The 19,172-nt window shown below is 58.6% G+C and carries 20 protein-coding genes and 1 tRNA gene; 14 read left to right on the top strand and 7 right to left on the bottom strand.

Annotation, left to right across the window (positions count from 1 at the left end):
- Positions 1–19: 19 nt before the first annotated feature.
- On the bottom strand, positions 20–379 hold the full coding sequence (locus tag ABRP93_RS07205; RefSeq protein ID WP_349887466.1) for a fluoride efflux transporter FluC: 360 nt from the start codon (positions 377–379) through the stop codon (positions 20–22).
- Positions 376–678, bottom strand: a complete 303-nt coding sequence (locus ABRP93_RS07200; RefSeq protein WP_349887465.1) for a fluoride efflux transporter family protein — start codon at positions 676–678, stop codon at positions 376–378. The genes ABRP93_RS07205 and ABRP93_RS07200 overlap by 4 nt, the downstream gene beginning before the upstream one ends.
- Positions 679–763: 85 nt before the next feature.
- Between ABRP93_RS07200 and ABRP93_RS07195 the strand changes: the two genes are divergently transcribed.
- The 4 genes from ABRP93_RS07195 (at position 764) to ABRP93_RS07180 (ending at position 3,127) form a co-directional block, all read left to right on the top strand.
- Positions 764–1,210, top strand: a complete 447-nt coding sequence (locus ABRP93_RS07195; protein ID WP_349887464.1) for a MauE/DoxX family redox-associated membrane protein — start codon at positions 764–766, stop codon at positions 1,208–1,210.
- Positions 1,211–1,263: 53 nt separating this feature from the next.
- Complete coding sequence (locus ABRP93_RS07190; RefSeq protein ID WP_349887463.1) at positions 1,264–1,983, top strand: DsbA family protein; 720 nt, start codon at positions 1,264–1,266, stop codon at positions 1,981–1,983.
- A 76-nt stretch (positions 1,984–2,059) separates the two neighbouring features.
- Positions 2,060–2,132 (top strand) — tRNA-Ala (locus ABRP93_RS07185).
- Positions 2,133–2,389: 257 nt separating this feature from the next.
- The gene (locus ABRP93_RS07180) at positions 2,390–3,127 is read left to right on the top strand and encodes a cutinase family protein (protein WP_349887462.1); all 738 of its coding nucleotides are present in this window, start codon (positions 2,390–2,392) and stop codon (positions 3,125–3,127) included.
- 62 nt (positions 3,128–3,189) lie between these two features.
- On the opposite strand, the gene ABRP93_RS07175 is transcribed toward ABRP93_RS07180, so the two are convergent.
- Entirely contained in the window at positions 3,190–3,987 is a 798-nt protein-coding gene (locus tag ABRP93_RS07175) for a GDSL-type esterase/lipase family protein (protein ID WP_239269917.1), read from the bottom strand.
- Between the two features lie 42 nt (positions 3,988–4,029).
- A complete protein-coding gene (locus ABRP93_RS07170; protein WP_239269916.1) occupies positions 4,030–4,875 on the bottom strand; it encodes a GDSL-type esterase/lipase family protein in 846 nt (281 codons plus the stop codon).
- Between the two features lie 168 nt (positions 4,876–5,043).
- Between ABRP93_RS07170 and ABRP93_RS07165 the strand changes: the two genes are divergently transcribed.
- Complete coding sequence (locus ABRP93_RS07165) at positions 5,044–5,781, top strand: fructosamine kinase family protein (RefSeq protein ID WP_349887461.1); 738 nt, start codon at positions 5,044–5,046, stop codon at positions 5,779–5,781.
- Here ABRP93_RS07165 and nadE read toward each other — a convergent pair.
- Positions 5,778–6,599, bottom strand: coding sequence for an NAD(+) synthase (nadE, locus tag ABRP93_RS07160; RefSeq protein ID WP_349887460.1), 822 nt, complete (start codon positions 6,597–6,599; stop codon positions 5,778–5,780). The genes ABRP93_RS07165 and nadE overlap by 4 nt on opposite strands.
- 27 nt (positions 6,600–6,626) lie before the next feature.
- On the opposite strand from nadE, the gene ABRP93_RS07155 reads away from it, so the two are divergent.
- The 5 genes from ABRP93_RS07155 (at position 6,627) to nrdE (ending at position 11,509) form a co-directional block, all read left to right on the top strand.
- Complete coding sequence (locus ABRP93_RS07155) at positions 6,627–7,976, top strand: sugar porter family MFS transporter (protein ID WP_023023726.1); 1,350 nt, start codon at positions 6,627–6,629, stop codon at positions 7,974–7,976.
- 127 nt (positions 7,977–8,103) lie between these two features.
- Positions 8,104–8,226, top strand: coding sequence for a type B 50S ribosomal protein L36 (gene ykgO / locus ABRP93_RS07150; RefSeq protein WP_003847162.1), 123 nt, complete (start codon positions 8,104–8,106; stop codon positions 8,224–8,226).
- 370 nt (positions 8,227–8,596) lie between these two features.
- Complete coding sequence (gene nrdH / locus ABRP93_RS07145; RefSeq protein ID WP_005284554.1) at positions 8,597–8,836, top strand: glutaredoxin-like protein NrdH; 240 nt, start codon at positions 8,597–8,599, stop codon at positions 8,834–8,836.
- A 24-nt stretch (positions 8,837–8,860) separates the two neighbouring features.
- Positions 8,861–9,292, top strand: coding sequence for a class Ib ribonucleoside-diphosphate reductase assembly flavoprotein NrdI (gene nrdI, locus ABRP93_RS07140; protein ID WP_005277734.1), 432 nt, complete (start codon positions 8,861–8,863; stop codon positions 9,290–9,292).
- A 54-nt stretch (positions 9,293–9,346) separates the two neighbouring features.
- The gene (gene nrdE / locus ABRP93_RS07135; RefSeq protein WP_237792546.1) at positions 9,347–11,509 is read left to right on the top strand and encodes a class 1b ribonucleoside-diphosphate reductase subunit alpha; all 2,163 of its coding nucleotides are present in this window, start codon (positions 9,347–9,349) and stop codon (positions 11,507–11,509) included.
- Here nrdE and ABRP93_RS07130 read toward each other — a convergent pair.
- Positions 11,506–12,192, bottom strand: coding sequence for a FadR/GntR family transcriptional regulator (locus ABRP93_RS07130; protein ID WP_349887458.1), 687 nt, complete (start codon positions 12,190–12,192; stop codon positions 11,506–11,508). The genes nrdE and ABRP93_RS07130 overlap by 4 nt on opposite strands.
- Before the next feature lie 130 nt (positions 12,193–12,322).
- Here ABRP93_RS07130 and nrdF point away from each other — a divergent pair, with 130 nt between their 5' ends.
- The 4 genes from nrdF to ABRP93_RS07110 all read left to right on the top strand — a co-directional run bounded on the left by nrdF (position 12,323) and on the right by ABRP93_RS07110 (position 17,239).
- The gene (nrdF, locus tag ABRP93_RS07125) at positions 12,323–13,312 is read left to right on the top strand and encodes a class 1b ribonucleoside-diphosphate reductase subunit beta (RefSeq protein ID WP_023016968.1); all 990 of its coding nucleotides are present in this window, start codon (positions 12,323–12,325) and stop codon (positions 13,310–13,312) included.
- Between the two features lie 329 nt (positions 13,313–13,641).
- A complete protein-coding gene (ctaD, locus tag ABRP93_RS07120; protein ID WP_239269909.1) occupies positions 13,642–15,336 on the top strand; it encodes an aa3-type cytochrome oxidase subunit I in 1,695 nt (564 codons plus the stop codon).
- 81 nt (positions 15,337–15,417) lie between these two features.
- Entirely contained in the window at positions 15,418–16,524 is a 1,107-nt protein-coding gene (gene serB, locus ABRP93_RS07115; protein WP_349837922.1) for a phosphoserine phosphatase SerB, read from the top strand.
- Positions 16,517–17,239 (top strand): peptidyl-tRNA hydrolase, encoded by a 723-nt coding sequence (locus tag ABRP93_RS07110; protein ID WP_349887456.1) that lies wholly within the window; start codon positions 16,517–16,519, stop codon positions 17,237–17,239. The genes serB and ABRP93_RS07110 overlap by 8 nt, the downstream gene beginning before the upstream one ends.
- Here the strand turns inward: ABRP93_RS07110 and ABRP93_RS07105 are convergent.
- Positions 17,205–19,169 carry an ATP-dependent DNA helicase gene (locus ABRP93_RS07105; RefSeq protein WP_349887455.1) on the bottom strand — a complete coding sequence of 655 codons (1,965 nt, stop codon included), beginning with the start codon at positions 19,167–19,169 and terminating at the stop codon, positions 17,205–17,207. The two genes, ABRP93_RS07110 and ABRP93_RS07105, sit on opposite strands and share 35 nt — an antisense overlap.
- Between the last annotated feature and the right edge of the window lie 3 nt (positions 19,170–19,172).

The raw sequence follows: 19,172 nt of genomic DNA, 5'->3' as shown, positions 1-19,172 counted from the left end.
CGAGCTGGGAATTGCGTACCTAGATCCCGTGATAGATAAGTCCGGCCCACATCACTCCGCGCCAAGCCAAGACCACTCCGATCCCGATGGTCCAGAAGAGGTATTTGCAGAGGGCCCACCAGCGCCGCTGCTTGACCATTTCCCCCAGCTCTTTCGCCATGGTGGACCAAGTGGAAAGGCCACCGGCGAGGCCGAGGGCGAAGAGGGGATGGGCAAAGGGGGCATCGGCAAGCTGGGAAAAGCCCACCGCCAGGCCAAAGACCAAGGAGCCCAGGATATTGGATACGAAGGTGCAATACGGCGAGGGGAGCAGGCGGGTAAAACCGTAGCGCGCCGCGCCGCCGAGAAAGCCGCCGATGAGAACGAGGAGCAGGTTCATCGCAGCTTATCCCCAGCAAGGTAGGCGGCGGTGCAGCCCACGAGCGTCGCCGCGACATAGGCCAGAGCGAGACTCCAGTGGGACTCCGCGGTGAAGAAAGCAAAGCTAGCGAAGCTGGTAAAACCGCCCAAGAATCCGGTGCCCCAGAATGGCCCCGGGCGGGTATATCCCATCAGCGCGCTGCCGACGATGTTGAGTATGAGCAGCGGGAGCAGCCCGCCGCCGAGCGCGATGGTTAAGAGATAGCGGACACCGGCGCCGAGCGCGGCACCGGAACCGACGATGAGGGAGTGCGGCATGGGGTACATCATAGTGGGCGAAGTCTCAGGAAAAGCACAGGGCATTGTGTCTGAAAAAAGGAGGTTAAACGCTAAACTAATCGGCGTGGATAAGACGTTTGATGTGGTGAGCTTTATTGCTCGCTTTGGCATGGCCGCGGTGTGGATTATCGCCGGCGTAGAGAAGATGGCGCACCCGCTGGATACCATGCAATCCATCATGGCTTATGAGATTTTCACGCCTGAGTGGTCTGGGTATTTGGCCCAGCTCATTGGCCCGCTGGAGCTGGTGGGCGGAATGCTGCTTCTGCTGGGGATTTTCCTCCGTGAGTCGTCCAAGGTTGGTGCTTTGGTCATGGCGCTTTTCATGGTCGGGATCCTCCAAGCATGGCTGCGTGGGCTGGTCATCGATTGCGGTTGCTTTGGTGCTGGTGACGCTACTGCGGAGCCTGGCATGAACTATGGGCTGACGCTGCTTCGCGATGCCGCCTTCCTCCTGCTTACCGCATGGACCATCAAACGCCCATTCACGAAATTTGCGCTCCACCCGTAGTGGTGGGCACAGTAGGTTGCAAGAGTCCGAAAGTATCAACAGGCAAGGTTTAAATGAGCAAAGTAAGTGACCCAAATGCCAAGTCTGGCAATGGTTTCATCTGGGGCGTCGGCGTACTCCTCGTCATTATCGCCGTGGTCATTGGCTACATCGTGTGGAATGGCAAGCAGGCCGATGAGGTGCAAGACGTCAGCATGTCCATGGACTTTAAGGACAATGCGATCACCCTGAAGTCCGATGCGGCCAATGACGATACTCCAGAAGTAGACCTCTACGAAGACTTCTCCTGCCCCCACTGCGCGGACCTAGCGAAAAGCACCGATGAGGAGATGAAGCAGGCGATTGAGGATGGCGAGCTGGTCGTCCACGTGCGCACGCTGAACTTCTTGGACAAGGTGCGTGATGAAAACAATGATGGCTACTCCACCAAGGCTGCGGCAGCCTTGTCGGAACTAGCTAAGTCCGGCGATGTGAAGACCTACTGGAGTTTGCGCGACTACATGATGCAAAACCAGCAGAGCGTTGCCACCCAGTGGGAAATCGAGGACATCGCTGACCAAGCGAAGGAACTCGGCGCCGAGGATGACGTGGTTGATTCCATCAAGAACGTGGATATCGAGCAAGGTAATAAGGTTGGCAAGGCAAACTCAGACAAGCTGAAAAAGGAAACCGACTCCGTTTCCTCGCCGCGCGTTGTCCAAAACGGCAAGGATATTCCGGATAAGGATTCTGGTCAGTCTTTGAATGACTGGGTAGACGTCGCCACCAAGTAGCAGGCGATTTGGTGAGTTAAATACTCGCCATGTATATTCATACGAGTTGCGGCCCACAGGGTTGCACCTCGTATATGGGGCTATGGCGCAGCTGGTAGCGCACCACACTGGCAGTGTGGGGGTCACGGGTTCGAATCCCGTTAGCTCCACAATATAGTGTCCCGAGGCATCGTGTAAGAACGGTGTCTCGGGATTTTTCATGTGAAAATGTGTCTGGTTACAGTGCGTTGGGGTGTCGCCTGTTAACTAAGACTCATGTAATGTAACCCGTGCAAACCGCCGGAACCTTTTGAAAATGGGAAATTATATGAATTTTACTGTGAAAGCTGCGGCTGCTGGCGCAATCTCTGCAGCTGCACTTGCACTTTCTGCTCCCGCCGCCACTGCGGCGATTCCTGGGAACCCAATGTCCGCTCCGACGTGTGCTAACCAGCAGGTTGTTTTTGTTCCTGGCGGAGCGAATACTATTCCGTCAGCACCTTCGGATGTTCCGCACGGTCTAATTACCGGACAGATGGGCGTTACGCTCGGACTCCAGCCGGATACGAATGCCACCTTTGTGGGCTACCAGGCCTTCCCATTTGCCGTGTCGAAATATTCTGACTCTTCTAACGAAGGATATAACCGCACCGCAGCTAAGATTCAGCAAATCCAGAATGACTGCCCAAATAGCAAGATTTCCTTGGTCGGCTATTCCGAGGGAGCAGATATTTCCGCACGCATCATTAACGATGCGGCGCACGGGCGCGGACCACTTGATAAAGAAAGGTTTGCATCTGCAGCCCTCTATGCCAACCCGTACCAGGGTGGCAATGGTGCTGCGCAATATCACGATGACATGTCCAATGCGACCGGCGCTCTAGGCCACCTCGACGGTGGGTACGGCGAACTGGGGTCTGACGTGTTCGAGGTTTGCAACCCGCAGGATATTATTTGTAACTACCCAGAGGATTACCTGGGATTGGTATCCCCGTCCATGGAGGTGGACGCAGCACACGGCAAGCTGCCTTTGCAGCAGATCGTAGGTGAGGCCTCTCACCATGGCGCAATGGATAATATAAACCTGCTACGCGGACAACTTGCCCATATGCAGTACGGTGGGGCGGAATTTCAGGCAGGTATCGATTGGATCAATAACCACTAACCAGAAAAACTCATAAAAATATCCCGCATAGTTTAAAATTATGCGGGATAATTTCTTTCTACTTACTGCAGAGCGTGGCCGATAAACTGGCCATAAGCTGCGGTGCCGTGGGCATTAAGGTGCAGTGGTAGGTTGCCGGGAGCTGGTGGTACTGGGTCAACGAGGTTAACCCACCAGCGGTCTGGCGAGCACATGTCATGTCCTTCAGACATGGGCTGTGCATCTAAGAAGGTTGCGCCGTTTTGCTCGGACACTTCGCGCAGGGTGTTTTGGAGGCGCTGTTCTGTGTCAGAGACGGCTGCGATGGGTAGGGGAATGATCGAAGAGGTCAGGCAAGTGGAGTTGCCGCGGGTCACGTGCGGGTAACCTACGACAGTCACCTTGGCATTCGGTGCGTGCTGGTGGGCTACATCGAGTGCGCTGCGGAGACCACCGCGAATCGCGCGGTCGGAGGCTGCGATATCCGTTTTGTGGGGGTAGGTGTCATTAGCGCCGGCAACGATAACGACATTTTTGGTCTCGTGGTTAAGGTTGCCGTCTTCTGCTGCCTTGCGGAGAGAGTTATCGACGTGAACGCCTCCAGTGGCTAAAGAAGCACCTGCGCATTGGTACTGGTCAACGTGTGCACCGGAAACATTGCTCATCTCAGTGGCAATGGCATTATCGGTAACGCAGCCCACTCCGGTATTGGCCGTTTTATGCGCCTTGTTCAGCGCATGGTCAGCGACGGTTGGGTTGGCTACAATACTGTCACCAACGAGAACGGTGTTTCCTGGGACTGCAGCTGTGGCAACGGTGCTCGTGCCCGCAAGTGCTGTAATGAAAGTGGCAGCCGCGGCGAGCTTATTAATACGCTTCACTTTTACTCCGAGTTTACTTTCTGGGAATAGGGGAGGTGAGGCCTAGTTCCTTAGGCCATTCGTAATAATACCTGCCATTCCTGTGTGTCCAACATCAGTTGGGTGCATTGGCATCACGGAAGGGGCCGTCGGGGTCTGAGCAATGACTGCCCACCGGTGGTTGGTGTCCGGCTGGCAAGGATCGTGCGTTTTTGCTTGGTTGTGAAGATCGATGAAGTTCACGCCAAGGGAGTCTGCGGCACGTCCGATTTCGCGGTTGAACTCTTCTTCTGCGCGAGTAACACCTGGGATGGACAGTGGCAGCTGCATCCGGTCGTCATTGACCACACAGAGGGTGTCATTAACCGTCATTGGAACGTAGTTGACCATCGTGATGCGTGCATTCGGGGCCACGGATCGAATTTTACTGAATTGCGCGTTCAGCAATCCGCGGTAGCTCGAGCCCTTAGGGATATTTGGGGCGGCGGCGTTAGCCAGTGCATCGACATAGGTGCCAGGCTGCAGGCCGCCATACATGAAGGTGACTTCCTTCGTATCGGGGCCAATATTCCCAGAGCGGACTGCGTGTTCGACGAAGGCAGCTACCCAATAGCTGGTTCCGTTGCACGTGTAGTCCGCCAGGCTGTGACCGAGATTCCGGGCAGTTTGATGTGCCCAGTTGTGCTTGTCGTTACTGCACGTGTTCGGTAGGGGAGTAGAAGCGGAGAAAGGGCTGACCGCTGCGCGATCCCCAGGGGCACCGCCGTTAGCGGAGAAAGAGTCGCCGAAAGTGACCATTTCCTTGCCGTGGGGTTCTGCTGCGTTGGCAGACTGGGCCATCGTCAAGGCAGCACCAAGCGCGAGGAGACCACCGACGAACTTTCTCTTAATGCCGTTAATTCCGACCATAGTTATCCTTTTCAATTCGAGAGAGAATTTACCATTCGGTAAATTATTTATGTACAGCATCTTAATTCGCAGTGGGCCAATTAACTAACTGAAAAACTTTGTCAATTAAAGTGCGAGGCATGTAATTCTAAGTTTTCCGGCCCAACCTGGTGTGCTACCGAAGTAGTTATGCTGGTCAATATGCAGACCTTTGCTAAGCAAGTACGCGATAAAGACCAAGCTGGTGCTGAGGCTGCCGGCCTCCGGTGGTTGGGTGAAGCCACGGATGCGGTAGTCACAGTAATTAGCGCCGACGACAAGGAAATCGTTACAGAACGCATCAACGAGGTAGCGCCCACTGCAGAGGCAGCGCGAAAATTTGGTGCGGAGCTTGCGCGCGTGCACCGTGCTGGGGCGCCGGCTTTTGGCAGCGCGCCGGAGGGGTGGGAAGGAAGAAACTTCATCGGCACCATTGAACAGGAGTGCACGCCCACCGATAACTGGGGTGAATTCTATGCCCAGCAGCGCGTGCTGCCGTTTGCGGAGCCGGCCGGAATCAGTACTGCGCAAAGGGACTTGGTTAAGCGGGCTTGCGATGCGATTGCCGCCCGCAGCTGGGATGTGGCGCCTGCGCGCATCCACGGTGACCTGTGGGCAGGCAACCTGCTTTTCGATGCCCAGGGTGGCATCATGATCGATCCCGCAGCTCACGGCGGGCATCCGCACACTGATTTGGGCATGTTGGCGCTATTCGGCGCGCCCTATATAGAGGAAATCTTCCGCGGCTATGGGGCGCCGAAAGATATTGAAACCTGGATTCCCATGCATCAACTGCACCCACTAGCTGTGCACGCGCTGACCCACGGCTCGGCCTATAACCGGCCGCTGGAGCGCGCGGCACTCGCCACGCTAGAGGCGCTGGCTTAGGCGGTTGGCCCTTGCGGCATCTGGCGCTTGTGGATGCCGCGGTGCCACAGGGTCTCGATGCGCTCGCGGGCGGCATCGGGAACCGCCTTGCCCTCTAAGTAGTCATCGATGTGGGCGTAGGTGACGCCGAGCGCCTCTTCATCGGGAAGCTGCGGCTTATCGTCTTCCAAATCCGCGGTGGGGACCTTGGACCACGTGGACTCTGGCGCACCTAAGTGCTTGAGCAATGCCGCGCCTTGGCGCTTATTTAGCCCGGCCAGGGGGAGTAGGTCTGCCGCGCCATCGCCCCACTTGGTGTAGAACGCGGTGACGTTTTCCGCTGCGTGATCCGTGCCCACAACCAGCGCGCCCACCTCGCCGGCGATGGCATATTGCGCGGTCATGCGCAGGCGCGCCTTGGCATTGCCGCGATTGAAATCGTTCAAGGAATCCTGGTTCACCGCACGGGCGACCTCGTGGCTCAGCGCTGCGGTGGCCGGTTGAATATCAACGGTGAGCCGGTGATCGGGGCGGATGAAATCGAGGGCGATCTGGGCATCGTCCTCATCCGCCTGCGTGCCGTGGGGCAGGCGCACGGCCCAAAATTCGGCGCCTTCTACCCGCTCTACTGCCAGCTGGGTGAGCTTTCCCGCCAGGGTGGAATCCTGGCCGCCGGAAATGCCCAGCACGTAGCCTTTGGCATGGGTCGTTTCCAAGTACTCCACGAGGAAATCTACGCGGCGGGCAATTTCCTCTTCTGGATCGATAAAGGGGCGTACATCCAGCTGTTTTATGATGGATTGTTGCAAGTTTTCGGCATCGGGTGACATGATGTTCATCGTAGTCTCCTGACACAATTGCGTGCTGTGAATAAAGAAAGTTATGTCAAGGTAGTTGCAGCAATTGCCGCCCTTGGCGGTTTATTATTTGGTTATGACACCGGCGTGATGTCCGGTGCTTTGCTGTATATCACCCCGGAATTTAATATGACAGCCCACCAAGAGGGGTGGGTAACCTCCATGCTGCTGGTGGGTGCCGCAGTGGGTGCTTTGACCGCAGGCCGCATTGCGGACCGGTTTGGCCGCCGCTTTACGCTGATCGCCGGCGGCATCATCTTTGTTTTGGGCTCCATCTGGTGTGCGCTGGCGGGGTCGGTGACCATGCTGGCCACGGCCCGTACCTTCCTAGGCTTTGCCGTTGGTGCGGTATCCATTGTTTCGCCCATGTATATCTCAGAGATGGTGCCGGCCAAGATCCGCGGGCGTATGGTCTCCCTGAATACCCTGTTGATCGTGGTAGGCCAGTTGTTGGCTTACTTGGTCAACTCGGCCCTCGCGCCCACGGAAAGTTGGGAATGGATGCTGGGGCTTGCGGCCGTACCGGGCGCGGCCCTCGCCGTGGGCATGCTCTTCTTGCCAGAGACCCCAGTCTGGCTTGCCACGCACAATAAGATGTCGCGGGCCCGTGAGGTCGCAGGCCGCGCCGGGATGGACCTGGCGGAGCTTACCTCCCAGGAAACGGCGCGCCGCTCCAGCGGCTCCGAGTGGAAGGCGCTGAAGGCCAATCGCTGGATGCAGGTGACGGTATTGCTCGCCATGCTGATGGGCCTGACCCAGCAGATCACCGGCGTTAATGCCATCGTCTACTTCGCTCCCACCATGATGAGCCAGGTTGGCATTTCTACCACCAACTCGGTCTATACCTCGATTGTCATTGGCGTGGTATCCGTTATCGCCTGTTGGGTGGGCCTCAAGGTGGTCGACCGCATCGGCCGCAAGCGCCTGCTGCTCATCGGCCTGACCGGCAACGTGATTTCGCTATTCATCTTGTCCGTGGCATACTCGCACGCCGCCGATTCCACCACGATGGCGATGGTCTCGCTGGTATTTATGGCCTCGTTTATTGCCTTCCAGCAAGCGGCGGTCTCGCCGACGACCTGGTTGCTCATCTCGGAGCTCGTGCCCCTGCAGGTACGCGGCTTGGGCATGGGCATCGCCGGGCTCTCGCTGTGGGCCACCAACTGGGCCGTGGCCCAGTACTTCCTGCCGCTGGTGGAGTGGCTCACCGGCCCGGTGGCCTTTGGCGTCTTCGGCGTACTGGGGCTCATAGCCATCGGCTACACCCGCATTTTGGTGCCAGAGACTATGGGACGTAGCCTGGATGAGGTAGGCGAGGAGATGAAAACCCGTTACTCACGGGAATCCGCACCCCATTAAGCCCTAGTGTTTTGGTCTTAATGGCCGCGTGAGGTAAAATTATTCCTCGTGTCATGGCTGGGGATTCCCAGTCCGTGCTTTATTTACTCAACCGCATGTAGATTGCGCATAACGAAAGGAGCGCCCGATGAAGGTCCGTAAGTCCCTTCGGTCGCTGAAGAAGAAGCCGGGCGCCCAGGTTATTCGCCGCCACGGTAAGGTCTTCGTGATCAACAAGAAGGATCCCCGTTTCAAGGCTCGTCAGGGCTAATTGAAACTTAAGAAAGTCCGCCTCCTCCGAGAATTCGGAGCGAGGCGGATTTTTTCGTTGCTGGGGTTCGACGCCAGAATGTGAACTTTGCCACATGTTTAGGTGAACAGAAGGTAAACCCGCAGGAATGTCAGGCGTGTAGTTTCACGGTTGGGTGCTGGGGTGGTCAACATGTGGGGTCTCGCCCCTGGCCCTCCTGGGAATATCATGGGTGTAACTACTATATGTTGTGTCAGTTGCGGTCAATTCCCCCAAAGTATAGTGTCGTTGGTGTCGCTCAGAGCGGTGCAGGAAGTGGCCCGAAAAGGGGTCAGAACCTCCGCTTTCTACGAGCAAAAGCTATCTCGCAAAAGGATTTTAGGGAGTTATTATGTCTATCACCGTCTACACCAAGCCCGCTTGCGTTCAGTGCAACGCCACCAAGAAGGCCCTTGACCGCGCGGGTCTGGATTACAACGTGGTAGATGTCACCGTGGACGATGAAGCCCGTGACTACATTATGGCTCTGGGCTACGTCCAGGCACCCGTCGTAGAAGCAAACGGCGAGCACTGGTCCGGCTTCCGCCCTGACCGCATCAAGAACCTTGCAGCACTAGCCGCCTCTGCGTAAGCAGCCGAGGAGGGAGGTGCCGTCATGTTGGTCGTGTATTTTTCCTCTACTACGGAAAATACGCACCGGTTCGTGCAGAAGCTAGGTTTCCCTAGCGCACGAATCCCCCTGCGCCGCACTGATGAGCCGCTTGTGGTCAATGAACCTTTCGTCTTGGTGTGCCCCACCTACGGCGGGGGAGCCTCCATTAGCCACCAAAACTCCCGGCCCGTACCGGTGCAGGTAATTAGATTCCTTAATAATGAGCACAACCGCAGTTTTATTCGGGCGGTTATCGCCGGAGGAAATAGCAACTTCGGTGCCGATTTTGGCAAGGCTGGTGACGTCATCAGCGCCAAATGTAAGGTGCCCTATGTATATCGTTTCGAGTTGCTCGGAAACGATGAAGATATAAAAATTTGTCGCGAAGGCCTGCTGGCTAATGCTTCCCAGTTAGGACTGGATGAGGCAGCCTAGCCGCGGTGCGACACACCTAATAGAATCCTGATTTTAAGAAAGGCCGCGTTAGCTGTGAGTACGCAATTGGGAAAGACCGTAGCAGAGCCAGTATCGCAGGAAGAGCAGCTGGATTACCACGCGCTCAACGCCATGCTGAATCTCTACGACGGAGACGGCAAGATTCAATTTGATAAGGACCGCGAGGCCGCCAATCAGTTCTTCTTGCAGCACGTTAATCAGAACACGGTCTACTTCCACGACCTGGAAGAAAAGATCGATTATCTGGTGCGCAATAAGTACTACGACCCCGCTGTCATTGAGGCTTATGACTTCGAGTTCATCAAGTCCCTATTCAAGCGCGCCTACTCTTATAAGTTCCGCTTCAAGTCCTTCCTTGGCGCCTATAAGTACTACACCAGCTATACGCTGAAGACCTTCGACGGCCGCCGGTACTTGGAGCGCTTTGAGGACCGCGTTTCCATGACGGCGCTTTTCCTTGGTGATGGCGATGGTGAGCTGGCAGAGCGCCTCGTCGATGAGATCATGACCGGCCGCTTCCAGCCGGCTACGCCAACCTTCCTGAATGCCGGTAAGCAGCAGCGCGGCGAATTGGTTTCCTGCTTCCTGCTCCGCATCGAAGACAATATGGAATCCATCGGCCGTTCCATCAACTCCGCGCTGCAGCTGTCCAAGCGCGGCGGCGGCGTGGCCCTGCTGCTGTCCAATATCCGCGAATCCGGCGCGCCGATTAAGCACATCGAGAACCAGTCTTCCGGCGTCATCCCAGTGATGAAGATGCTGGAGGATGCATTCTCCTACGCCAACCAGCTCGGTGCGCGCCAGGGCGCGGGCGCGGTGTACCTCAACGCCCACCACCCGGACATCATGAACTTCCTCGACACCAAGCGCGAGAACGCGGATGAAAAGATCCGCATTAAGACCCTGTCCTTGGGCGTGGTGATCCCGGATATCACCTTCGAGCTGGCCAAGAACAACGACGATATGTACCTGTTCTCGCCGTATGACGTCGAGCGCGTCTACGGTAAGGCCTTCGGCGATATCTCCGTTACCGAGCACTACGAAGAAATGGTCGAGGACCCGCGCATCCGGAAGAAGAAGATCAACGCGCGCCACTTCTTCCAAACCGTGGCGGAGTTGCAGTTCGAGTCCGGCTACCCGTACATCATGTATGAAGATACGGTAAACCGCGCCAACCCGGTCAAGACCTCCCGGATTAATATGTCCAACTTGTGCTCGGAGATCTTGCAGGTCAACTCCGCTTCCGAGCTCAATGCGGATCTTTCTTATGACCAGGTGGGCAACGATATCTCCTGCAACCTGGGTTCGCTGAATATCGCCATGACCATGGACTCGCCGGACTTCTCCCAAACGGTGGAGACCGCGATTCGCGGGCTGACCTCCGTGGCGGATAAGACCTCCATCGATTCCGTCCCGTCCGTGCGCAAGGGCAACGATGACTCGCACGCCATCGGCTTGGGCCAGATGAACCTGCACGGTTATTTGGGCCGCGAGCATATCGAGTACGGCTCCGAGGAGGGCTTGGACTTCACCAACGCTTACTTCGCGGCCATCATGTACGCCGCCCTGCGCGCCTCCAATAAGATCGCCCGCGAGCGCGGCACGACCTTTACCGAGTTCCCCGAATCCGACTACGCCAGCGGCGAGTTCTTCGACTCCTACGATCCGGCGGAGTTCCAGCCGCGCACGGAAAAGGTCAAGGCTCTTTTCGATGCCTCCTCCATCTACACCCCAACCGCAGAGGACTGGGCGGAGCTGAAGGAGGACGTCGCCAAGCACGGCCTCTACAACCGCAACCTGCAGGCGGTGCCGCCGACGGGCTCGATTTCCTATATCAACAATTCCACCTCGTCCATCCACCCGATTGCCTCCAAGATTGAAATCCGCAAGGAAGGCAAGATCGGCCGCGTGTACTACCCGGCGGCGCATATGGACAACGACAACTTGGAGTACTTCAAGGACTCGTACGAGATTGGTTACGAGAAGATCGTTGATACCTACGCTGAGGCAACGAAGTACGTGGACCAGGGGCTATCGCTGACGCTGTTCTTCAAGGACACCGCCACCACCCGCGATGTGAATAAGGCGCAGATTTACGCTTGGCGCAAGGGCATTAAGACCTTGTACTACATCCGCGTGCGCCAGATGGCCCTGGAAGGCACCGAGATCGAGGGCTGCGTTTCCTGCATGCTCTAAGCGCGGGCGCGGTCCAGGATAGCGCGGGAGGTGCGCTCGGCGGCTTCGGCCTCGCCGGCGTCAATCTCCCGCGCTAAATCCATATGTAGCTGCGTCGTGCCGCGAATCGGATCCCGCTTGCGGGAACCAAAGACGGACTTGCCCTTCAAGATGGACAGCAAGGCTGGCGCCAGCGCGGCAATCATCTCATTGCCGGAGGCCTCCAGGATGAGGGTATGGAATTGCAGGTCGGTTTCGAGCTCTTCGCCCACCCGTGGGGAAGGGGTGGTCTCGAGCTCGCTGAGCCTTCCTGCTAGCCGCAGCAATTCGCGGCGCTGCTGTGGGCTGGCATTGCGCGCGGCGAGCTGCGCCGCCACAGGTTCGATGCCAAGGCGCAGCTCGTTGAGGCGCGCGACCTGTTCCGCGCGCGTTTTATCGTGGCCCAGCCGCCACGAGATAACGGCGGGATCATAAACCGCCCAGCTGCTGCGCGGCAGCACTTTAAGTCCCACCCGGCGCCCAGAAGAAACCATTCCCAGATGCTCGAGGGTGCGCATGGCCTCGCGCGCCACGGTGCGGGAGATGCCAAAGCGCTTCTCGATGTCCCCAAGGCGAAACCGCGTGCCTTCCGTCATCTCCCCGCTGACGATATCCGTGCCCAGTTGCTCTACTACAGGGCCTAAAAGGGGAGTGGTTTCTGCCATCGTGAGGGCGTCCTTTCCTGGCTGTGCACTGCGCTTTTAATATAGGCGCGGTGCGGCGGGCTGAGGCGGGGCGGCATTGGGTATGCTGGGACTCGAAATTCTACACAGTGAAGCATTGGAGTGACATCGCGTGTCGCACGAATACGATGACTACGTTGCTAGTCATGACAGCCCGGTAAAAGCTATCAACTGGAATACCATCCCCGATGACAAAGACCTCGAGGTATGGGAGCGGTTGACCGGTAATTTCTGGCTCCCGGAAAAGGTCCCAGTCTCTAATGACCTCCCCAGCTGGAAGACGCTGACGGAAAAAGAAAAAGAAACCACCATGCGGGTCTTTACCGGCCTCACGCTGCTGGATACCATCCAGGGCACGGTGGGCGCGATCTCCCTGCTGCCGGATTCGCAGACCCTGCACGAGGAGGCGGTATATACCAATATCGCCTTCATGGAGTCGGTGCACGCCAAGTCCTATTCCAATATCTTTATGACCTTGGCCTCCACGCCGATGATCAATGACGCCTTCCGCTGGTCCGAGGAGAACGAGAACCTGCAGAAGAAGGCGAAGATCATCTTGTCCTACTACAACGGTGATGACCCGTTGAAGAAGAAGGTGGCCTCCACGCTGCTCGAGTCCTTCTTGTTCTACTCCGGCTTCTATCTGCCGATGTACTTCTCTTCCCGCGCGAAGCTGACCAATACTGCCGATATCATCCGGCTGATCATCCGCGACGAAGCCGTGCACGGCTACTACATTGGCTATAAGTTCCAGCAGGAATACAAGAAGCTGGATGAAAAGCGCCAAGAGGAATTGAAGGACTATACCTTCGATCTGGCCTTCGAGCTCTATGACAACGAGATCGACTACACCGAGGATCTCTACGACGAGCTGGGCTGGACCGAAGACGTCAAGCGCTTCTTGCGCTATAACGCCAATAAGGCCTTGAATAACTTGGGCTTTGAGGGCCTCTTCCCGGCCGATGAGACCCGCGTCTCGCCGGCTATCCTGTCCTCTCTTTCGCCCAACGCCGACGAGAATCACGACTTCTTCTCCGGCTCGGGTTCGTCCTATGTCATCGGCAAGGCCGAGGACACCACGGACGATGACTGGGACTTCTAGCCGTTCCTAGTCCCCGCGCACCTTCGCTTCACACTCAACCGAAAGGTTGATAACGAGCGGGGGTGCGTTTTCCGGTTTTTGACCTGCATATCTCGCAACCGCTGTGACATGCGACACCCATACCTAGCCCAAAGAATGTAAACCTTAAATGATGCCCGCCCCACGTGCTGGGGGTATGTGACGGTTGAGGTTATTGGGGGGATACCCCCAAGCTGAAAGACCTTTAAGAGAAGCTGGCAAGAACAGGGGAAAATGTCCTAATATAATCGAAGTAAACCTAGGTGTAGGTGGACCCGGTCCGCTGACACTTTGTTATTCAGGAGGATTCTATGACCGCTGTGGCGCCACGGGTCGACGATTACGTCGCTCCCACACGTCCAGAGCCGACCGGTAGGGAAAAGACCGGTTCAAAGGCTTGGGTATTTTTAACCACCACCGACCACAAGCAGCTGGGCATCATGTACTTGATCATGGCCTTCAGCTTCTTCTTCCTCGGTGGCTTTATGGCATTGCTGATCCGTGCGGAGCTTTTCACCCCGGGTCTGCAGTTCCTGTCCAATGAGCAGTTCAACCAGCTGTTCACCATGCACGGCACCGTGATGCTGCTGCTGTTTGCTACGCCAGTTGTCTGGGGCTTTGGTAACTACATCCTGCCCCTCCAGATTGGCGCGCCGGACGTGGCCTTCCCGCGTCTGAACGCCTTTGGTTTCTGGGTGACCCTGCTCGGCGGTATCGTCATGCTGCTTGGCTTTATCACCCCTGGTGGTGCGGCTGACTTCGGCTGGACCATGTACATGCCGCTTGCCGATGGCGTACACACCCCCGGCATCGGCGCCGATATGTGGATCGTCGGTGTGGGCGCTACCGGTGTCGGTACCATTGCCTCCGCCATCAACATGATCACCACCATCTTGACCCTGCGCGCACCGGGCATGACTATGTTCCGCATGCCGGTCTTCTGCTGGGGCGTCTTCACCGCCTCCGCCATCGTGCTGATGATCTTCCCGCTGCTGACCGCAGCCGCCTTGGGCGTGCTGTATGACCGCAAGCTGGGCGGCCACATCTACGATTCCGCTAACGGCGGTGCCATCCTGTGGCAGCACCTGTTCTGGTTCTTCGGCCACCCCGAGGTCTACGTCCTCGCGCTGCCGTTCTTCGGCGTTGTCTCCGAGATTGTCCCGGTCTTCTCCCGCAAGCCGGTCTTCGGCTACATCGGCCTAGTCTTCGCCATCCTGGCTATCGGCTCGCTGTCCATGGCCGTGTGGGCACACCACTTGTTCGTCACCGGCGCCATCCTGCTGCCGTTCTTCTCGTTCATGACGTTCCTGATTGCGGTGCCTACCGGTGTGAAGTTCTTCAACTGGGTCGGCACCATGTGGAAGGGCCACATCACCTGGGATACCCCGATGATTTGGGTCATGGGCTTCATGGCTACCTTTCTCTTCGGTGGTATGACCGGTGTTATGCTCGCTTCTCCGGCGCTGGACTTCCACTTGGCTGAGTCCTACTTCCTGATTGCGCACTTCCACTACACCCTGTTCGGTACGGTTGTGTTCTCCGCATTCGGTGGCCTGTACTTCTGGTTCCCGAAGATGACCGGCCGCATGCTGGACGAGCGCCTAGGCAAGATTCACTTCTGGCTGACCTTCATCGGCTTCCACGGCACCTTCCTGATTCAGCACTGGGTCGGCAACATGGGTATGCCACGTCGCTACGCCGACTACCTGGAGTCCGATGGCTTCACGGTCTTCAATCAGATTTCCACCATCTTCTCCTTCGTTCTCGGCGCCTCCGTTATCCCGCTGGTCTGGAACGTATTCAAGTCTTGGCGCTACGGTGAGGTCGTTACCGTGGACGACCCATGGGGCTACGGCAACTCCTTGGAGTGGGCAACCTCCTGCCCGCCTCCAAGCCACAACTTCGTCTCCCTGCCACGCATCCGCTCCGAGCGTCCGGCATTCGAGCTGCACTACCCGCACATGGTTGAGCGCATGCGCGAGGAAGCTCACGTGGGCAAGCACTAAGCCCGCACTTTAACTCCTGACTACAGCCGCCTTCCCCAGCTTCTCAGAGGTAGGGAGGGCGGCTTTGGCGTGTGTGGGATAATGGTCGTTGTGAATATTCAAGCTGATACCACGATCATTACTAGCCTCGGACCAGATGTTCCGGGGGCGGCCGCCGCTTTCCTTACCGCGTTGGCTGATTTTCCTGACCCGCTTGCCGATGTCCACCTCGCCACCGTCTCCAACCACCTCGCCCTCACCGCGCAGTGCGGTAACGCTGGCCTAGAAGAACGAGTGCGCGAGGCCATGACACCCTTCGGGCACGAGGTGTCCGTTGCGCCAAGCTATGCCGTCGCGCTCATCGGCGCGGATATTACCGCCGAGGACATTAGCGCGGTGCAGGAGACCGTGAAAGGGGAGACGTTTCGCATGCGCCGGATAGCGCTGGATTCCCTTTTCGCGGTGGAACTTACCGTGGCACTCGAAGATGCCACCGCGGCGCGGCGGGAGCTGCGGCAAGTCGCCGTTGAACGTGGTATCGATATCTCCCTCGAGAGCTTGGGCAATCGCGGCAAGCGCTTGGTGTGCTTCGACTGCGATTCGACGCTGATTGAAGGCGAGGTCATCGAGATGCTCGCCGCCCACGCGGGCAAGGAAGCAGAAGTGGCCGCGGTGACCGAGCGCGCCATGCGCGGCGAATTGGACTTCGAGGAGTCCCTACGCGAGCGCGTCGCGGTGCTGGAGGGCCTAGATGCCTCCATCATCGATGAGGTTGCCCGCGATATCGAGCTGACACCTGGCGCTAAGGAAGCGATCGGTACCCTCCACCGTCTGGGCCACCGCACCGCCGTGGTCTCGGGTGGCTTTATTCAAGTTCTCGAGGGCTTGGCCACAGACCTCCAGCTCGACTACGTACGGGCCAATACCCTGGAAATCCGCGATGGGAAGTTGACCGGCAAGGTGATTGGGCAGGTGGTCGACCGCCAGGCGAAGGAGGATTTCTTGCGCGAATTCGCCGCCGATTCCGGAATCGGCATGGAGTCCACCGTCGCGGTGGGTGATGGCGCTAATGACATCGCCATGGTCACCGCTGCCGGGTTGGGTGTTGCCTTTGACGCGAAGCCAGCGTTGCGCGAGACCGCCGATGCTTGCATCACCCCGCGCCGCCTCGACGCCGTCCTACCGATGCTGGGGATTGCCGATGACTAAGTTTGAGATAGCCCACCAGCGCCTCGTCGCCGCCTGCACGGCCCGCGATTCCCACGAGGACCCAGCGGACCCGTCCACCGTGCAAGCGATGCAGATAGCCCTCCACCTCCCCAAGCAGGATCCTCCAGCGCGCAGCGAGGTGCTTACTGCGGCAGCCCGCGCCGTGGTGGCCGCCTGCCTAGATGACCGCGCCGGCGAGGACGGCGCCTTCGCCGCGGCGCTCGCGCAGTGGTATGGTCACCGCATCCGCAAGATCGCCCGCCGCGCGCGCAATAAGGCGTGGCGCGATGTGCAGCTACTGCCTGGTGTCACCGTTGATGACCGCGCGCGTGCGTTTGCGCCCTCGGCAGTGGGGGAGGTGGACCCGTTGATTAGTAAGCTGCAGATCGGTCATACGGATCTCGCAATGGACGAGCCAGGGCCTCCGCTTGCCGATGCCCCCATTATCTACGTCGACCGCAGCCTCGCCATGACCGCGGGCAAGGCCGCCGCTCAAGTGGGCCACGGTTCGATGATGTTCGCCGCGGCTATGAGCCAAGAGGAAGCCGCCGCCTGGGCGGAAGAAGGTTTCCCGCTTTCCGTCCGCGAGGTGGACGCGGAGTTATTTGGCACCGCCTGCGCGCAGGAAGAGGCGGTGGTCATCATCGATGCCGGGTTTACCGAGATCGCCCCCGACTCGGCTACCGTGTGTGCGCTGCGGCGACCAATCGCTTAAGCGCCCCGCGCACCGTCTCCGGGTTCGTGGTTTGCCAGAACTGCGGCATGGATGCTTTGAGGAATGCGCCGTAGCGCTTGTATTCCAGCCGGTTATCCAACACGGCGACGACCCCGCGGTCTGTTACGTGGCGCAAGAGCCGCCCGGATCCCTGCGCCATGAGGAGGGCCGCGTGATTGGCGGAGACCTCCATGAACCCGGAGCGGCCGGCGGCATCGGCTGCCTGGGATCGGGCCTGCAGCAGCGGGTTATCGGGCCGCGGGAAGGGGATGCGGTCAATGAGGACCAGCGAGCACGACGGCCCCGGAACGTCCACGCCTTGCCAGAGGGTTAAGGTGCCAAACAGGCAGGAGTTTTCCTTCGTGGAGAACTTGTCCACCAGCGTGCCGATGGCATCTTCGCCCTGCACATACAAATCAAACGGCAATCGCGGCGCCAAGGCCTCCGCGGCTTCTTCTGCCGCCCTACGCGAGGAGAATAGCCCCAGCGTGCGCCCGCCGGCGGCCATGATGAGCTCGTATATTTCCTCTAGGGTTTCGGAGGACAGGCCGTCGCGCCCCGGCGCCGGGAGGTGTTTGGCGGTATATAAGATGCCGGATTTCGCCGGGGCAAAGGGCGTTCCCGCATCGAGCGTGTCATACGTGCCGGACGGTAGGCCCCATTGTGCTGCCATGGCGTCGAATCGCCCGCCTAGGGCCAGCGTGGCCGAGGTGAGTACGACCGTTTGCTCCCCAAATAGGTTCTCGCGCAGCATATGCGCGATAGACAACGGCGCGACGGCGAGTGTATCGGTGCCCTCCAGCCACACGACATCGTCCTGCGCGGCAGGGTCATCGGTGGCGAAGACCTCCAAGATCCTCCCGATTGCCTCGGCCAGGTCCGTGAGGTGATTGCTTAGGTTTTGGCGCTCGGCGTTCTTTTCTGGGTCATCGTTAGCCTCGCCTTCTGGGGCGCGGGAGATGAGGGATTTAACGCGCAGGAACTCGTCGGCAAGCGCGCGCAAGTGCGCCTGGGACGTCTCATCCAAATCCGTCCACCGGCCGGGCTCCTGCACGCGCAGCAGATCATCGAATTCATCCGCCAACTCCGCCAGGTTTCCGGCATTGCCCAATGACTTAGCCCGGTTCGCCGCCATCTTAATGGCTCGGGAGGTAATTTCCGCGGTGGACACGGAGGTAATGCGGCCATCGAGCTCGTGTGCCTCATCGATGATCGCCACATCGTGTTCGGGCAGGATATTTGCCTCAGAGATGGCGTCGATGGCGAGCATGGCGTGGTTGGTGACGATGATATCGACATCGGCAGCCGCCCGGCGGGCCTCTTCGGCGAAGCAATCCGCACCGTGCGGGCAGCGCCCAGCCCCCAAGCACTCATTCGAGGTCACCGATACCGCCCGCCACACCAAATCCGGCACGCCGAACTCTAAATCATCCCGGTCACCGGTCTCGGTCTCCTGCGCCCAGTCGTGGATGCGGCGCACGGCCTTGCCGCGGTAGGAGATATCGGACTCATCGATAAGAGCCTCCGGGTCATCCGGTGTGGCCGCGATCTTATTCAGGCATACGTAATTATTGCGGCCCTTCATGATGGCGAAGGTGGGGGTGCGCTCCATGACATCGGCTAGCGCCTCCGTCAGCCGCGGGAGGTCGCGCTCCACCAACTGGCGCTGCAGGGCCAGCGTGGCCGTGGAGACGACGACGGTGGAACCCGAGTTCATCGCATGCCGGATGGCCGGAACCAGGTAGGCCAGGGATTTACCCGTACCCGTGCCCGCCTGGACGGCGAGGTGGCGCTCGGTTTCCAAGGCCTTGGATACCGCGTTGGCCATGCGAACCTGGCCCTCGCGGCGGGAGCCGCCGAGCGCATCCACCGCCGCGCCTAGCAGCGTTTCCGTGTCGTGGTTTAGGGGCTCATCTGCAGGGTCACTCACCCC

The sequence above is a fragment of the Corynebacterium sp. KPL2850 genome, assembly GCF_040225855.1.
Lineage (GTDB): Bacteria > Actinomycetota > Actinomycetes > Mycobacteriales > Mycobacteriaceae > Corynebacterium.
This window is presented reverse-complemented; position numbering and strand designations above follow the sequence as displayed.

What these genes read in the sequence shown, in the direction of transcription:
- nrdI (WP_005277734.1), top strand. Translation starts at nt 8,861, where the DNA reads ATGTTGGTCGTGTATTTTTCCTCTACTACGGAAAATACGCACCGGTTC.
- ABRP93_RS07165 (WP_349887461.1), top strand. Translation starts at nt 5,044, where the DNA reads ATGCTGGTCAATATGCAGACCTTTGCTAAGCAAGTACGCGATAAAGAC.
- ABRP93_RS07190 (WP_349887463.1), top strand. Translation starts at nt 1,264, where the DNA reads ATGAGCAAAGTAAGTGACCCAAATGCCAAGTCTGGCAATGGTTTCATC.
- ABRP93_RS07170 (WP_239269916.1), bottom strand. Translation starts at nt 4,875, where the DNA reads ATGGTCGGAATTAACGGCATTAAGAGAAAGTTCGTCGGTGGTCTCCTC.
- nadE (WP_349887460.1), bottom strand. Translation starts at nt 6,599, where the DNA reads ATGAACATCATGTCACCCGATGCCGAAAACTTGCAACAATCCATCATA.
- ykgO (WP_003847162.1), top strand. Translation starts at nt 8,104, where the DNA reads ATGAAGGTCCGTAAGTCCCTTCGGTCGCTGAAGAAGAAGCCGGGCGCC.
- ABRP93_RS07110 (WP_349887456.1), top strand. Translation starts at nt 16,517, where the DNA reads ATGACTAAGTTTGAGATAGCCCACCAGCGCCTCGTCGCCGCCTGCACG.
- ABRP93_RS07180 (WP_349887462.1), top strand. Translation starts at nt 2,390, where the DNA reads ATGTCCGCTCCGACGTGTGCTAACCAGCAGGTTGTTTTTGTTCCTGGC.
- nrdH (WP_005284554.1), top strand. Translation starts at nt 8,597, where the DNA reads ATGTCTATCACCGTCTACACCAAGCCCGCTTGCGTTCAGTGCAACGCC.
- ABRP93_RS07205 (WP_349887466.1), bottom strand. Translation starts at nt 379, where the DNA reads ATGAACCTGCTCCTCGTTCTCATCGGCGGCTTTCTCGGCGGCGCGGCG.
- ABRP93_RS07130 (WP_349887458.1), bottom strand. Translation starts at nt 12,192, where the DNA reads ATGGCAGAAACCACTCCCCTTTTAGGCCCTGTAGTAGAGCAACTGGGC.
- ABRP93_RS07200 (WP_349887465.1), bottom strand. Translation starts at nt 678, where the DNA reads ATGCCGCACTCCCTCATCGTCGGTTCCGGTGCCGCGCTCGGCGCCGGT.
- serB (WP_349837922.1), top strand. Translation starts at nt 15,418, where the DNA reads ATGGTCGTTGTGAATATTCAAGCTGATACCACGATCATTACTAGCCTC.
- ctaD (WP_239269909.1), top strand. Translation starts at nt 13,642, where the DNA reads ATGACCGCTGTGGCGCCACGGGTCGACGATTACGTCGCTCCCACACGT.